Below are 14,232 nucleotides of genomic sequence, written 5' to 3'. Positions count from 1 at the left end.
CGCGCTCAAGTGAGCGCGCCGGGCATACCGTTCAGATCATTCGATGCTGAAAGGGAAGTACTTGTCGTTGATCTTCTTGTAGGTGCCGTCTGCCTTGATCTCTGCCAGGGCTTTGTTCAGGCGCTCGCGCAGTGGGTCGCCCTTGCGTACGGCGATACCGATCTTGTCGCTTTCTACCACCGGGTCGCCTTTGAATTCATAGGCCGAACCGTCTTTGCTCTTGAGCCATTCGTACTGCACGTACTTGTCGGCGAGGATACCGTCCAGGCGACCGGAGGTCAGGTCGAGGTAGGCGTTTTCCTGGGTGTCGTACAGCTTGGCGGTGGTGTCTGGCAGTTCGTCTTCCAGATAAGTGCCAGCCAGGGTCGCGCGCTGCGCACCGATGGTCTTGCCCTTGAGGTAGGCAGCGTCGGTCTTGAAGTCGGCGGTGGCCTTAGGCGCGATGAACTGCAGCTTGTTGGAATAGTACGGGTCGGTGAAGTCGACGGCCTGCTTGCGCTCATCGGTGATCGACAGCGAGGACACCAGGAAGTCGAACTTCTTGGCGTTCAGAGCCGGGATGATGCCGTCCCAGTCGGACACATACACTTCGCACTTCTCGACTTTCATCTTGGCGCACAGGGCGTCGCCGATGTCTTTGTCGAAGCCGACGACGTTGCCGCTGGCGTCTTTATTGTTGAACGGCGGGTAAGCCGCTTCGATCCCCATTTTCAAGGTTTCTGCCATGGCCGTGGCGCTGAACGCCATCGAGACGGCCGCGGCCAGAAGGAATTTTTTATAGTTCTGCATGCATGTTGCTCCGTTAGCGGTTGCTGGACATGAATTGTTTGCAGCGCGCCGAAAGCGGGTTTTCAAACACCTGCTGTGGCGATCCTTGCTCTTCGACCAGGCCCTGGTGCAGGAACACCACCTCACTGGACACCTGACGGGCGAAGCCCATTTCATGGGTGACCAGCAGCATGGTGCGGCCTTCTTCGGCCAGCGCGCGGATCACATTAAGTACTTCCTGAACCATTTCCGGGTCAAGCGCCGAAGTGGGTTCGTCAAACAGGATGACTTTAGGCTGCATCGCCAGGGTGCGAGCAATGGCCGCCCGTTGCTGCTGGCCGCCGGACAGTTGCGCAGGGTAGGCGTGACGTTTGTCAGCAATGCCGACCTTGGCCAGCAGGGCTTCGGCCGTTTCGATGGCGTCGCGTTTGCTTTGGCCAAGCACACGGCGAGGGGCCTCGATGATGTTGTCGAGGATGCTCATGTGCGGCCACAGGTTAAAGTTTTGAAACACAAACCCGATTTCGCTGCGCAGGCGATTGATCTGCTTACCGTCGGCGGCCATCAGCTCGCCGTTTTTCGCGGCCTTGAGCTTGAGCTCTTCGCCGGCGACCAGGATCTGGCCCTGATGCGGGTTTTCCAGCAGGTTGATGCAGCGCAGGAAGGTGGACTTGCCGGAACCGGAGGAACCCAGGATCGAGATCACGTCGCCGTCGCGAGCGGTCAGCGAGATACCTTTGAGTACCTCCAGCTCACCATAGCGTTTATGCAAGTTGCGGATTTCAAGCGCGGGCGTGGCCTCGGCCATGTGGGGTCCTCATTGTGTTCGTTGCAATCCTGCTGTTGGGCCGCCTTCCTGGCGAGGCGCCAAGCTAGCATAGCGTCTTGATGGCAGCCAACAGCATGGCCGGCGGTAAACAGGTGGTGTGCGGCAAGGTGTCGCATCGGCACAGCAGCGTGTCGCGCCATCAACAACCGAACATCCGTTTGAACCCGAAAAACCGCAGGCTTCGCGTAAAAAAGGGCGCGATGGTGCCAGCTTTGGCCGGGTGTTGGAAGGGTTAACCGGGCAAACGGTGCATATCAGCCCTTTTGTGGGGCGTCACGTACTTTTTGTGTGTGTTTATGGTGCGTTTGTTCGTCGTATATGTGGGTCGCACGGTAACGCTATAGCGGAATGCCATTGTTCTCAATGACTTGCAAGTGATGTTGAAACGTCCTACAGCCCGCGTCAATCGCGGCTCTGTAACATTTTGGCGCAAATCTTGCGTAAAAAATAAAGAACGCCCTGTTGGTTTCTTTTCACGAGAAAGATCCCGGGCCGGGCGGACCGTTTTCGCAATTCCTCGTAAAGGTGTGTCAATGAGTAGTACGCAAAGCTCCAATGACCTCGAACAGGGGCTCAAACCGCGTCACGTCACCATGCTGTCGATTGCTGGCGTCATCGGTGCCGGTTTGTTTGTCGGCTCCGGCCACGCGATTGCTGCCGCCGGCCCGGCCGTACTGCTGGCTTACGCCGCTGCGGGCACGCTGGTGGTGTTGGTGATGCGCATGCTGGCCGAAATGGCCGTGGCGTCGCCGGATACCGGTTCGTTCTCCACCTACGCCGACCGGGCAATTGGCCATTGGGCCGGTTTCACCATCGGCTGGTTGTACTGGTGGTTCTGGGTGTTGGTGATTCCGCTGGAAGCCAACGCGGCTGCGACCATCCTGCATGCCTGGTTCCCGGATGTAGCCATTTGGGCCTTTACGCTGATCATCACCTTGCTGCTGACGGCGACTAATCTGTTCAGCGTGAAGAACTACGGCGAGTTTGAGTTCTGGTTTGCGTTGATCAAGGTTGTGGCGATCGTGGGCTTCGTGATCCTTGGTCTGGCTGCGATTTTCGGTTTCCTGCCGACCAGCCAGGTCAGCGGCGTTTCGCACCTGTTCGACACCCAAGGCTTCATGCCCAACGGCATGGGCGCCGTGTTGGCCGCGATCCTGACCACCATGTTCTCCTTCATGGGCACCGAGATTGTCACCATCGCCGCCGCTGAATCGAAGAACCCAGGCCAGCAGATTACCAAGGCCACCAACTCGGTGATCTGGCGCATTGGTTTGTTCTACCTGTTGTCGATCTTCATCGTGGTGTCCCTGGTGCCATGGAACGATCCGACCCTGGCGGCCGTAGGTTCCTACCAGACTGTGCTGGAGCGCATGGGTATCCCGAATGCCAAGCTGATCGTCGACCTGGTGGTACTGGTTGCCGTGACCAGCTGCTTGAACTCGGCGCTGTACACCGCCTCGCGCATGCTGTTCTCCCTGGGTCGTCGCGGTGATGCACCGGCGGTGGCCAAGCGCACCAACAAGAGCGGCACGCCTTACTGGGCGGTGTTGTTGTCTACTGGCGCGGCGTTCCTGGCGGTATTCGCCAACTACGTGGCCCCTGCGGCGGTGTTCGAGTTCCTGCTGGCCAGCTCCGGCGCTATTGCGCTGCTGGTGTACCTGGTCATCGCTGTGTCGCAACTGCGCATGCGCCAGAAACGCACGGCGGCGGGCGAGAAGATTGTCTTCAAGATGTGGCTGTTCCCAGGCCTGACCTACGCGGTGATGGTGTTCATCGTGGGCACGCTGACCATCATGCTGTTTCAGGAAGCGCATCGGATCGAGATTATTGCGACCGGTGTCCTGAGCTTGTTGGTGGTGGTGGCGGGACTGATTGTGGCGAGCCGTCGCAAGGCGCAGAGAGTAGGCGCTGCAGTACTGAACTAAACGATGACTGTAGGAGCCGGCTTGCCGGCGATGGCGTCCTAACGGCCCCCATCGCCGGCAAGCCGGCTCCTACAGGTTCAAGGTTGTGACAATTCTTTTGAGGCCGCCACGTAATCCGCCTGGAATTGCGGAGACTCGATCCACGCCAGTGCTGCGGCTTCATCATCGGTATCTGTAGCCCACTGCCGATACTCGATCAGCGCTGCAAGGATAAAGTCGGTGGCTTCTTCTTCGCCTTCCTGTTCCAGCACCAGTGCCAGCAACGGGTGGGCCAAGAATACGGCGCACAGGGCTTGTTGGCTGGTCTCGCCCGCGGTGCGCATCTCTACGAACAGCTCGGTCAAATCCACTGACTCAAGGTCAATGCGGCTGTCGTCGCCGGCAAACGCATCCGGTTTGGTCGCTACGGCGCGCTGGGTACGGTTCTGCTTGGCCTTGGCCTTTGCCCGGTGGGCACGTTTTTGCTGCTTGTTCGGCGAGGCCATGGGCTCAGCGTCCTAGGTTTCGGCTCGGGATGGGGTATTGAAGCGCAGGTTGAGGGAAATCCCAAGGGTATCTGCAGCCAATTGGCCGTTTTGAAGCCACGCCAATGCAATCGGCCACAGCCGATCCTGATACTCGCTGCGAAAAAATGCGAAATGGCCGACCGTCTTTTCACCAATGTCCTCAGGCGCGATCCGCAGATGAGTGAGCTCACTGCCGTCGAAGTAACCCAATAATCGCTCGATGGCGGCCACGGTCCCGAACGGGTCGTCAGTGATGCTGATGGCCAGTATCTGCGCTTTTACACGACTGAATGGCAGCTCGCCCAAGGCCCGCCCGCTGGGACGTGTTTCGTAGCTGGGCGTCGGTGTACTCCAGTCCCTCACCACGCCCGCAGGTGTGTCTTCCAGCCAGCCCAGGCGCTTGCCGGGGAAGTACCCGTACAGTGCCGTCAGCAACGGCATTGTCACATGCCACTTGGCAAACATCCGCCAGCGCACACTCGCTGCGTAGTCGCGCCAGTACGCAAACTGCGCGCCTACGGTCACGATCCGCCGAATGACCGCGCCCGACGCCCCGAGCCCTGCCGCGCAGCCACCGAAGCTATGGCCGACGACATCAATCGGCTGCCCCGGAAACTCCCGTTGCGCGCGCTTCAGCATTGCCTCGAAATCCAGCGCGCCCCAATCCGACCATGAGGCCTTGAAGCCACGCAACGAGCCGCTGCGGGATTCGCCGATGCCACGGTAGTCGTAGGTGATGACGTCAACGCCGTTGGCGAACAGGTAGTCGGCAAAGCGGGCGTAGTGGCGGCAGCGGACGGAGGTGGCGGCGTTGATGATCACCACGGGCCGCGTTGGATCGGTTCTGATGTGTCGCCAGGTGAAGCCGCTGATGAGGTGACCGTCGGCGGCGGCCTCCTTGAAGGATTCGCGGTGTTCGCGCGCAGGTGAGGCCGAGGGCAATCGCAAAGAGGCGTCGTTCAAATTCATTGGGTTCTCGGCCTTAATAGGTTTCTTATTTTTTTAGTAACAGTTCACCAGTTTGCCAGCAGTTGCACCGCGTCTGGCAGGCATCCATTAAGGAGGTCTCTATGAGCATCCCACTATCTCCCATCGTTTCAGAGTTTGAAACTGAAGAGCAGGCTGCCAGCTATGACCGTTGGTTCCGCTCCACTCGACCTTGCGCCAATAGATACATAGGCTTACACCTTTGCGATCTACCAAGGCGTTTTCATGACCCGCGATACCCTCGAACGCAACCAGATCCCTTTGTACTTCGTAGTCGTGCTGCTGGCTGCCGGTTTCGGTCTGCTCGCCCCCTCATTCGCCCACCACCTCGGCACACTGATCACACCCGCCATCGCAGTGCTGATGTATGCAATGTTCCTGCAAATCCCCTTTCTGGACCTACGTCAAAGCCTGACCAACAAGCGCTTCCTGTCAGCGTTACTGTTCGCCAACTTCATCCTCATTCCGTTACTGGTGTGGGCATTGACCCAAGGCCTCGCAGGACGCCCGGCACTGCTGGTAGGAGCGTTGCTGGTATTGCTGACCCCGTGCATCGACTACGTGGTGGTGTTTACTCATATCGGCAAGGGTGATTCGCGGTTGATGCTGGCGGCGACGCCGGTGCTGTTGTTGCTGCAGTTGGCGCTCTTGCCGATCTACCTGGGCGTGATGCTAGGGGCGCAGTCCGGAGTGGTTGTTGAGGTGCAGCCATTTATCGAGGCATTCCTCTGGTTGATCGTGCTGCCCATGGTTGTGGCAGTTCTCACGGCTTCAGTGGCGCGGCGATCATCACTCGTCAGTGCTTGGAACGGCGGCTGGGCGTGGATACCGGTGCCGGCGATGGCATTGGTGCTGTTTGTGGTGATCGGTTCGCAGATCACGTCGGTGGTGCGGGATATCAACCTGTTGCTGCCGGTGATCCCGGTGTACGTCGGTTTCCTGTTGCTGGCGCCGTTGATGGGCGCGCTGGCGTCGCGGCTGTTTGCACTGCCTGCGGTTACGGCCAGGGCGGTGACGTTCAGCGCATCGACGCGCAATTCGCTGGTGGTACTGCCCTTGGCGCTGGCGCTACCCGAAGATGTGCGTGGCTTGGCGGCGACTGCGGTGATCCTGCAAACCCTGGTCGAGCTCGTTGGTGAGCTGATTTACGTTCGGTTGATCCCGAAATGGGTGTGGCCCGCAGGTCGGTAAACGCGGGAATGTTCAGGTCTGTTCAGGCGCTATTCAGCAGGGCATTCGGCACCATAAGTCGGCGCCCCTAACTGACAGGTCAACCGATGGATCACCGCAACCGTTTTCGCCTGGAATCCCTGGGCATTTTCCTGTTTGCCCTGCTGCTGTTCACCCTGGGGATCTGGGATCAGCAGCCCCAAGGATTTGACGGACGCTGGGCGCTGTTCCTGCAAGAAATGTTTCGCCATGGCGCGAGTCTTTTCCCGACCACCTATGGTCAGCCCTACGCGGATTACCCTGGAACCGCGACCTTTTTCAGCTTTGTGTTTGCCCGACTGTTTGGCGCGCCCAATCATCTGGCCAATGTGCTGCCCACCGCTCTGGCTTCGGCTGGCGTAGTTGCCTTGATCTACCGCTTGCTGGCCCCGTCGAATCGTCAGTGGGCGCTGCTCACTGTGCTGTTGACCTTGCTTACCACCCAGCTGCTCGAAAAATCCCGCTCTGTCTGCCTGGATCAGATGGTGGCGTTGTTGTGTGTAGGAAGTTTTTACCTGTTGCACAGTGGCGGGCGCTGGAGGCGGCTTGCGGTGTTTGCGTTGTTCATCCTGGGCTTTGCGATACGCGGGCCGCTGGGGTTGATCGAAGTCTGTGGTGTGGTCTGTGTGTACTGGGCGTTGGGCAGTCCAGGGGAGCGAGTGAAGCAGGTGCTGATTCACGGCACTGTTGGCCTGGTGCTGCTGGCAATCTGTTGGTGGTTGCTGATGAAGTTGGCGCGCATCAGTGGGGGCGACGCCTTTGCAGACGAGGTGTTCAGGATGCAGGTGGGCGGTCGTCTCGATGAAACTGGAGAACCGTTTTATTTCTACTTCCAGTTGAGCCTCTACCGCTACTTCCCGGTGGTGCCGTTGGCGCTGGCCACCCTGATTGCGCTGCGTCATCGCTGGTCCGAGCGGTTCGAAGGCGACATGCAACTGGTGGTGCGACTCGGCGCCTGCGGCTTGATGATCTTGCTCGGGCTGTCGGTGCCGCACTTCAAGCGCGCCTATTACATCCTGCCGATGGTACCCATGTTTGCGGCTGTCGCGGCCTATGGGCTGCTCCAGGCGCCGAGTTGGCTCTCGGGCGTGCGCCGATGCTACGAAGGGCTGGTCGTGGCGCTACCGGCGTTGTGCGTGGTTGTAGTCTTCGTCTGTCGACATGCGTGGCAAAAGCATGGTTACTGGCCTGACGTTTCGCTGCCGTTGCTGATTGGCGTGTTAGGGGTGTTGCAAGTGGCGGCGCTGATCGCCTGGCGGCGAGCGGGGCGGTTGGTGTGGCTCAGCCTGATCGCATTGCTGGCGCAATGGTTGTTGTTGGTGACGGTGGTGGAGCCGTCCAAGGATATGCAGTTCGATACCCGCAAGTTTGTCGGTCAGGTAGAAGCTCTGCGTGCAGAGACGCCTGGACCGCTGGTGTTTATCAATTTGGGGCGAGACACTTGGGCGGTGCGCTACATGATGAACCTGGACCATGATGAGCAACCGCTGTTTGTCGGCGGTCAACAGCTCGAGGGGCTAGAGGGCTTGCCTCGGCCCGCCTGGGTAATTGTGTCGCGCAAGGAGACCGCACTGCTGCAAGGGACGCCGCTTGAGCGTCAGGCGCCGACCTTTGAGGGGCGGCTGAACGACAATCCACTGATGGTGTTTTTGCTGAAATGACTCAGCAAGTTGCTGTATGTTCGCCAGCTGGGTGACCGATCAGTCATTCAATTGAGCTGTTTTTTGGAATTGCCGTACTGGAAGCCTCATGGATATGACGAAAAAGGACTTTAAGCGGCCTGACTGTGGCCACGTGATCGGCCGTTCGCGAATTGGCTGGTTGAGCATCTGCTTCGACGGCGGCTGCAGCTACCCTGCGATGATCAATGTGCTGAGAGCTGTCTTCAAGCGCTATGGGCGCCTGGTGCGGTTTGGCGAGAAGCTGTCGGCGCAGGGTTGGATTGATCGAGTCGAGGAGCGGGGCTTTCAGATCTCCGATCAGGAGCGGGTGGCGGTGTTTACGTTGATGTGGGATGGAAAGTGAAAGATCTACTGGGGTGATGCTGAATCGCCTCAGGCTAGGCCGATAAATGCCAGGCAACAAAAAACCCGCACTAGGCGGGTTTCTTGTGTGTTTCAGATGACGTTTGCACCACCTGAAACTGAATAGTGGTGCCCAGAGACGGAATCGAACCGCCGACACGGGGATTTTCAATCCCCTGCTCTACCGACTGAGCTATCTGGGCAACGGGGCGCATTAAACGGGTTTTTCAGGGGGTCGTCAAGCAAGTTTTCAAAAAATATTTAATTATTACCGTCGCTTACGTGCAGACCCCGGTTTTTGATCAATTATTGAGCAGGCGGCACGTAGCCGTCAGCCTTGGCGTATTCCTCGCCGGAAAAGAACTTGTCCATCTCGCCTGCCAGGTATTTACGGTCTTCGGCGTTCATCATGTTCAGGCGTTTTTCGTTGATCAGCAGGGTCTGGTGTTTCAGCCAGTCGCCCCAGGCTTTGGCGGAGACGTGCTCGAAAATGTCCTGGCCCTTGGCGCCTGGGTACGGAGGGCGCTCGAGGCCTGGCAATTCTTCTTTGTACTTGCGGCACATGATGGTGCGGGTCATGACGGAACTCCTGCATTCAATACGTCGGCCGCGCGCTTCAGCAGTTTTTTTACCGGGGCGGCAAGGCCCAGGCGCGGCGGGGTGGCGAGGTTATACCAGAGCCAGTCTGCCTCGGCCACGTGATGGGCGGATTCCTCGACCTGGACCAGCCAGGGTTCGATGGCGAGTTGGAAGTGGCTGAAGGTGTGGATCAGCCCTGGCAGCGCCTGTTGCTTGCCCAGCTCCAGCGCGTGCTGGTGGGCCAGGTGTTCCAGGTCTTGCAGGTCGTCCAGCTCCGGCAAACTCCACAGGCCGCCCCACAGGCCTGTAGAGGGACGGCGATAAAGCAGGATCGCGCCCTCTGCATTGGCCAGCAACGGCATCAGCGTGCGCTTCTGCGGGATAGCCTTGCGCGGCTTGGGGATTGGGTAGCGCGTCTCCAGGCCGAGCATGTGGGCTTCACAGCCTTTTTCCAGTGGGCACAGCAGGCAGCTGGGTTTGCTGCGGGTGCAGAGCGTGGCGCCCATGTCCATCATCGCCTGGGTGTAGGCGTCGACCCGATCATGAGGCGTGAAGCGTTCTGCGGTGGCCCATAGCTGCTTGGCCACCTTGGGCTCGCCTGGGTAGCCCTCTTGCGCGGTAAAGCGTGCCAGCACGCGTTTGACGTTGCCGTCGAGGATCGGTGCACGCAGGCCCATGCTCAGGCTGGCGATCGCACCAGCCGTGGACAAACCGATGCCGGGCAGCTCGGTGAGCTTCTCGACATCCTTGGGAAACTCGCCGCCGTACTCGGCCACGACAATCTTCGCGGTCTTTTGCAGATTGCGCGCCCGGGTGTAGTAACCCAGGCCGGTCCACAAGTGCAGCACTTCATCTTCCGGCGCGGCCGCCAAGGCCTCGACCGTTGGCAGCGAAGCCATGAAACGATCGAAATAGTTGAGCACGGTGCTCACCTGGGTCTGCTGCAGCATGATCTCCGAGACCCACACCCGATAAGGCGTGATGCCCTGTTGCCAGGGCAGGTCGTGGCGACCGTGGCGGTCGTACCAGTCCAACACCGCCGCTGAAAACTGCTCGTTTCTCATCGTTTGAACAGGCCTTTCAAAGCGTCTTTGAGTTGTGGATTAACCTTGTCGAGCTTCTCTTCCAGCTTTTCGTTCAGGCGGTTGCCGGCCGCCTTGATGGCGACCTGGCCCAGGCCGTCCTTGTCCAGGCGGCAGGCCTTGGCTCCCAGCTCCAGTGGGCCACGGCAGCGCAGCGGTACTTCGATACCCTGGAAGTTCGAGCCCACCTGACAGGCCGGGTCCGGCGTTGCACGCTGGTCGCCTTCGACAATGATGCCTACGCGGTAATCCATGCCCAGCACACGCAGGTCGATGTCGCCGTTGCCATTGACGGTCAGGCCGGGGATGCGCACTTTCAGGTCAGGGTTGCTGGCTACGCCGTTACGGAAGGTCAGGTTGCCCTTCAACTCCTGGAACGGCGTGTCCTTGCCTTGCGGTGTGCTGCTCAAGGTCTTGCGGTTGAGCAGGGCAATACCGGTGCACAGTTGCTGTTCAAGGTTGGCGTTGAGCAACACGCCGTTGTTGATCACAAAGCTGGCGGTGCCGTTGAGGCTGTCGATCAGGGCTTTCTGGCTATTGCCACGGCCCGTGAGGTTGCTGTCGAAGGTGATCTGGCCCTTCACCGGTGGGTTTTGCCCTTGGGCTTGCAGGATGCGTTCGACCGGCACTTGCTTGATATGGCTTTGCAGCGCCAGCACCGGAATATCCTGGCGCACATCGAGGCTGCCGTTGGCCTGGAAAGTACCGTTGTAGAGGCCACCGCTCAGGGTATCGAGCTTGAGTTGACCATCGACGCCCGACGCCTTGAGCGCCGCATTCTGGATTGGCAGCTTGCTCAAGGTCAGTTGGCCGAAGGCCAGGTCGGCGTTCACATCCAGCGTGCGCAGACGCGCCAGCGGCAGCAGTTTGTCGGTACTCCAGGCACCTTTGGTCGGTGCGTCGGGCAGCGGTGTGGTGCCGCCGGCGGCCATGGCACCGGCTTCGCTGTTCTGTACTTCGGCCTGGCGGGCTGCGGCTGCACCCTTGGCGGATTCAGACTTGGCCGGCAGGTAGTTGTCGGCGTTGAAGGTATCGCCCTTGAGCTGGACGCGCAGGGATTGCTTGGCAAAATCCTCCACGGCGAGGCGGCCGGTGAAGGTGCTGCCGTCGAGTTTCAGGTTCAGGTCTTCCAGGGCCACGCTGCTCGGCGTGCCCTTGAGGCGGCTGACCAGTTCGACCTTGCTCAGGCTGCCCTCGGCCATGGGCGGCAGCGGGTGGCCAACACCGTCGAGAAACTTGGCCAGGTCAAACTGGGCAATGGACAGCGCGCCGCTGAGCTGCGGAGTCTTGTCCAGATCGTTGACCTTCAGCTCGCCCAGTGCGCGCAGTTGATTGGCCGACAACTTCATATTGGTCCATTCGGCGATATTGGCCGCCTGGTCCACCAGCAATTGGCCCTGGGTGGAGAACGTCACGGTCTTGCCTTGCAGCGGCTCGCCCGTGGCTTCACCGCTGATCTTCATGTCTTCAAGCTGATAGCGCTTGAGCGCACGCTGGATGCGCAGGTTGCCGTTGAGTTCGGTCTTGACGCGCATCACCGGCTGGTTGCTGCCGAAGAACGCAGTGAGCTTCACCGGAATGCTGGCGCCTTCGTGCACGGCACCGGCGCTCAGTTGGATGCTTTCAGCGCTGAACTGCTTGCCGGTCTGCTCGTCGTTGTATTCGACGCGAGCGTTGTTGACCGTCAGGCTGTCGATGTCCAGGCGAATGGGCTTCGAGGGTTTTTCCGGTTCGGGTTCGGAGGGTTTCTCGGTCGAGCCTGGGCTGCCGACGGTCGCCTCGGTCACGTTCTTGCCGATGTCTTCCCAGTTGCCGTGGCCTTGCTTGTCACGGTTGAGGCGCAGGTTGAGGCCTTCGACGCGCACATCGCTCATCTGTACTTCGCGGCGCAGCAGCGGCAGCACGCGGACAGAGAGACCGAGCATCTGCAGGTCGGCGAATGGCTGGGTCGGCGCGGTCAGGGTCGCCACGCTGGCTTCGTGCAGTTCCAGGCCTAGCCAGGGGAACAGGCTCCAGCCGATATCGCCATTGAGCGTCAGCTCGATGTGGGCCTTGTCGCGGGCAATCTGGCGAATCTCGTCTTTATAGTCGTTGGGATCGAAGAGATGGGTCAGGGCAAAGCCTAGAGCCACAATGATCAGCAACAGCCCGAGAAGTACCAGACCCAGGATTTTGCCGAACGCTTTCATGGGCGAGTCCTTGTATGTCGATTTCAAAATTTAGCCGCAGAGTATAACGCCCGACGGCCTGCGTCAGTGCCCCGATCGTTACATTGTATCCAGGGACGGGAAACGGGTTTTTGGCGTCAAACAAAACAGATTTCCTTAAAAAGGTGATATCAGTTTGGTTTTTCTGTCATCCACAGGTGCTAATCTGCGCAGGTTCGTCTGCCTTCTGCGACATAGCGTCGCGCTCAAATGGAGCTTTACTCAACAACAACGGCCAACGCTTTGCGTGCAAGGCCGAGGGAGAGAGCGCCTGACGGACACATACTAACAACTGGGGGAAACACCAATGAGCACTAGCACTGTGGCAGGTTCAACTGCCGCACAGCCTGCGTTCCTGTCCAAGGAACGTATCATCGCCAAGCCCGGCTTCAACCGCTGGCTGGTTCCACCGGCCGCCCTGGCCATCCACCTGTGCATCGGCATGGCCTACGGGTTCTCGGTGTTCTGGCTGCCATTGTCCAAGGCACTGGGCATCACCAAGCCGGTCGCCTGCGCGCCGGACATGAGCTTCATCACCCAAGTCTTCTCGTCCCAATGCGACTGGCCCATCTCCATGCTGGGCTGGATCTACACCCTGTTCTTCATCTTCCTGGGCTGCTCGGCAGCGATCTGGGGCGGCTGGCTTGAACACGCCGGGCCACGTAAGGCCGGTGTTGTATCGGCATTGTGCTGGTGCGGTGGTCTGCTGATCTCGGCGTTGGGTATCTATACGCACCAGATCTGGCTGATGTGGATCGGCTCCGGGGTCATTGGCGGTATCGGTCTGGGCCTGGGCTATATCTCGCCCGTGTCGACCCTGATCAAGTGGTTCCCGGACAAGCGCGGCATGGCGACCGGCATGGCGATCATGGGCTTCGGCGGCGGTGCGATGGTCGGCGCTCCGTTGGCAGCAGCCTTGATGGGCCACTTTGCCACGCCCGACAGCGTGGGCGTGTGGCAGAGCTTCCTGGTAATGGCTGCGATCTACTTCGTGTTCATGATCGGCGGCGCCTTGTCCTACCGCGTGCCGCCTACCGGCTGGAAGCCTGAGGGTTGGACCGCGCCGGCGAAAAAGGCCAGCAACGCGATGATCACTCACCGTCACGTGCACGTGAACGTGGCGTGGAAAACCCCGCAATTCCGCTTGGTCTGGCTGGTGCTGTGCCTGAACGTATCCGCCGGTATCGGCATCCTCGGCATGGCTTCGCCACTGCTGCAAGAAGTGTTCGGCGGCAAGCTGCTGGGTGTGGATGTGCCGTTTGGCCAACTGGATGCGGGCCAATTGGCTTCCATCGCAGCCATCGCTGCGGGTTTCACCGGTCTGTTGAGCCTGTTCAACATCGGTGGCCGGTTCTTCTGGGCGTCGTTCTCCGACTACCTGGGCCGTAAAAACACCTACTTCGTGTTCTTCGCGTTGGGCTTTGCCCTGTACGCGCTGATCCCGAACCTGGGTCACCTGGGCAATGTGGCGCTGTTCGTGGCGGCGTTCTGCATCATCCTGTCGATGTACGGCGGTGGTTTTGCGACCGTTCCGGCCTACCTGGCCGACCTGTTCGGCACCCAGATGGTTGGCGCGATCCATGGTCGCCTGCTGACCGCCTGGGCTGCAGCTGGCGTGCTGGGCCCGGTACTGGTGAACTACCTTCGCGAATACCAGCTGAGCATCGGCGTTGAACGCGCCGCGGCCTACGACATCACGTTGTACATCCTCGCCGGCCTGCTGGTGTTGGGTTTCATCTGCAACCTGCTGGTTCGTCCGGTGGCCGACAAGTACTTCATGACCGACGCTGAACTGGCCGCCGAACAGGCGCTGGGCCACGACAAAGGCGCGGACGCGACTACTTCCCTGGAGTGGAAAGCTGCCCCTGGCACCGTGCCTTTGGCGATTGCCGCCTGGCTGGTGGTGGGTATTCCGTTGGCGTGGGGTGTGTGGGTGACCCTGCAGAAGACCGCAGTCCTGTTCCACTGATGCAAACCCTGTAGGGCCTGGCTTTGTGTGGTGAGCGGGCTTGCCCCGCGTTGGGTCGCGAAGCGACCCCAATGAGACCAGCGCGTTTTTTCAGTTAAAACGCGTAGGTAGGTTTTGGGGCTGCTTCGCAGCCCAACGCGGGGCAAG

The 14,232-nt window shown here is 59.8% G+C and carries 12 protein-coding genes and 1 tRNA gene; 5 read left to right on the top strand and 8 right to left on the bottom strand.

The genetic code is table 11. The features are described from left to right. Nucleotides 1-36 precede the first annotated feature (36 nt). A complete protein-coding gene (locus ACP7C6_RS21095; protein ID WP_028615353.1) occupies nucleotides 37-789 on the bottom strand; it encodes an ABC transporter substrate-binding protein in 753 nt (250 codons plus the stop codon). 13 nt (nucleotides 790-802) lie between these two features. Then, on the bottom strand, nucleotides 803-1,576 hold the full coding sequence (locus tag ACP7C6_RS21090) for an ABC transporter ATP-binding protein (protein WP_028615354.1): 774 nt from the start codon (nucleotides 1,574-1,576) through the stop codon (nucleotides 803-805). A gap of 554 nt (nucleotides 1,577-2,130) precedes the next feature. Between ACP7C6_RS21090 and gabP the strand changes: the two genes are divergently transcribed. Further along, the gene (gene gabP, locus ACP7C6_RS21085) at nucleotides 2,131-3,522 is read left to right on the top strand and encodes a GABA permease (protein ID WP_028615355.1); all 1,392 of its coding nucleotides are present in this window, start codon (nucleotides 2,131-2,133) and stop codon (nucleotides 3,520-3,522) included. Between the two features lie 77 nt (nucleotides 3,523-3,599). On the opposite strand, the gene ACP7C6_RS21080 is transcribed toward gabP, so the two are convergent. After that, a complete protein-coding gene (locus ACP7C6_RS21080) occupies nucleotides 3,600-4,007 on the bottom strand; it encodes a hypothetical protein (protein ID WP_028615356.1) in 408 nt (135 codons plus the stop codon). Nucleotides 4,008-4,019: 12 nt separating this feature from the next. Then, nucleotides 4,020-4,997, bottom strand: a complete 978-nt coding sequence (locus tag ACP7C6_RS21075; RefSeq protein WP_426109192.1) for an alpha/beta fold hydrolase — start codon at nucleotides 4,995-4,997, stop codon at nucleotides 4,020-4,022. A 243-nt stretch (nucleotides 4,998-5,240) separates the two neighbouring features. Here ACP7C6_RS21075 and ACP7C6_RS21070 point away from each other — a divergent pair, with 243 nt between their 5' ends. From ACP7C6_RS21070 to ACP7C6_RS21060, 3 genes are all read left to right on the top strand, one after another. Continuing rightward, nucleotides 5,241-6,206, top strand: a complete 966-nt coding sequence (locus tag ACP7C6_RS21070) for an arsenic resistance protein (RefSeq protein ID WP_305383407.1) — start codon at nucleotides 5,241-5,243, stop codon at nucleotides 6,204-6,206. Nucleotides 6,207-6,292: 86 nt separating this feature from the next. Further along, nucleotides 6,293-7,885, top strand: coding sequence for an ArnT family glycosyltransferase (locus ACP7C6_RS21065; protein ID WP_068933775.1), 1,593 nt, complete (start codon nucleotides 6,293-6,295; stop codon nucleotides 7,883-7,885). Nucleotides 7,886-7,973: 88 nt separating this feature from the next. Next, nucleotides 7,974-8,249: a hypothetical protein gene (locus tag ACP7C6_RS21060; RefSeq protein WP_028615360.1), complete on the top strand. Its 276-nt coding sequence runs from the start codon at nucleotides 7,974-7,976 to the stop codon at nucleotides 8,247-8,249. Nucleotides 8,250-8,375: 126 nt separating this feature from the next. On the opposite strand, the gene ACP7C6_RS21055 is transcribed toward ACP7C6_RS21060, so the two are convergent. From ACP7C6_RS21055 to ACP7C6_RS21040, 4 genes are all read right to left on the bottom strand, one after another. Further along, nucleotides 8,376-8,451 (bottom strand) — tRNA-Phe (locus ACP7C6_RS21055). 103 nt (nucleotides 8,452-8,554) lie between these two features. Then, the gene (locus tag ACP7C6_RS21050) at nucleotides 8,555-8,827 is read right to left on the bottom strand and encodes an oxidative damage protection protein (RefSeq protein WP_028615361.1); all 273 of its coding nucleotides are present in this window, start codon (nucleotides 8,825-8,827) and stop codon (nucleotides 8,555-8,557) included. Further along, nucleotides 8,824-9,891 carry an A/G-specific adenine glycosylase gene (mutY, locus tag ACP7C6_RS21045; RefSeq protein ID WP_426109191.1) on the bottom strand — a complete coding sequence of 356 codons (1,068 nt, stop codon included), beginning with the start codon at nucleotides 9,889-9,891 and terminating at the stop codon, nucleotides 8,824-8,826. Before mutY ends, ACP7C6_RS21050 begins: the two co-directional genes overlap by 4 nt. Continuing rightward, entirely contained in the window at nucleotides 9,888-12,098 is a 2,211-nt protein-coding gene (locus ACP7C6_RS21040; protein ID WP_426109190.1) for an AsmA family protein, read from the bottom strand. Before ACP7C6_RS21040 ends, mutY begins: the two co-directional genes overlap by 4 nt. A gap of 325 nt (nucleotides 12,099-12,423) precedes the next feature. On the opposite strand from ACP7C6_RS21040, the gene ACP7C6_RS21035 reads away from it, so the two are divergent. Continuing rightward, nucleotides 12,424-14,085, top strand: coding sequence for an OFA family MFS transporter (locus ACP7C6_RS21035; RefSeq protein WP_028615364.1), 1,662 nt, complete (start codon nucleotides 12,424-12,426; stop codon nucleotides 14,083-14,085). Nucleotides 14,086-14,232 lie beyond the last annotated feature (147 nt).

This window comes from Pseudomonas sp. TWR1-1-4 (genome assembly GCF_049897165.1).
GTDB classification, from domain to species: domain Bacteria; phylum Pseudomonadota; class Gammaproteobacteria; order Pseudomonadales; family Pseudomonadaceae; genus Aquipseudomonas; species Aquipseudomonas canadensis.
The sequence above is the reverse complement of the archived record's forward strand: the minus strand, read 5'-3'. Positions and strand labels throughout refer to the sequence as shown.

Coding starts and splice junctions, on each gene's coding strand:
- ACP7C6_RS21095 (WP_028615353.1), bottom strand. CDS start 789: ATGCAGAACTATAAAAAATTCCTTCTGGCCGCGGCCGTCTCGATGGCG.
- ACP7C6_RS21090 (WP_028615354.1), bottom strand. CDS start 1,576: ATGGCCGAGGCCACGCCCGCGCTTGAAATCCGCAACTTGCATAAACGC.
- gabP (WP_028615355.1), top strand. CDS start 2,131: ATGAGTAGTACGCAAAGCTCCAATGACCTCGAACAGGGGCTCAAACCG.
- ACP7C6_RS21080 (WP_028615356.1), bottom strand. CDS start 4,007: ATGGCCTCGCCGAACAAGCAGCAAAAACGTGCCCACCGGGCAAAGGCC.
- ACP7C6_RS21075 (WP_426109192.1), bottom strand. CDS start 4,997: ATGAATTTGAACGACGCCTCTTTGCGATTGCCCTCGGCCTCACCTGCG.
- ACP7C6_RS21070 (WP_305383407.1), top strand. CDS start 5,241: ATGACCCGCGATACCCTCGAACGCAACCAGATCCCTTTGTACTTCGTA.
- ACP7C6_RS21065 (WP_068933775.1), top strand. CDS start 6,293: ATGGATCACCGCAACCGTTTTCGCCTGGAATCCCTGGGCATTTTCCTG.
- ACP7C6_RS21060 (WP_028615360.1), top strand. CDS start 7,974: ATGGATATGACGAAAAAGGACTTTAAGCGGCCTGACTGTGGCCACGTG.
- ACP7C6_RS21050 (WP_028615361.1), bottom strand. CDS start 8,827: ATGACCCGCACCATCATGTGCCGCAAGTACAAAGAAGAATTGCCAGGC.
- mutY (WP_426109191.1), bottom strand. CDS start 9,891: ATGAGAAACGAGCAGTTTTCAGCGGCGGTGTTGGACTGGTACGACCGC.
- ACP7C6_RS21040 (WP_426109190.1), bottom strand. CDS start 12,098: ATGAAAGCGTTCGGCAAAATCCTGGGTCTGGTACTTCTCGGGCTGTTG.
- ACP7C6_RS21035 (WP_028615364.1), top strand. CDS start 12,424: ATGAGCACTAGCACTGTGGCAGGTTCAACTGCCGCACAGCCTGCGTTC.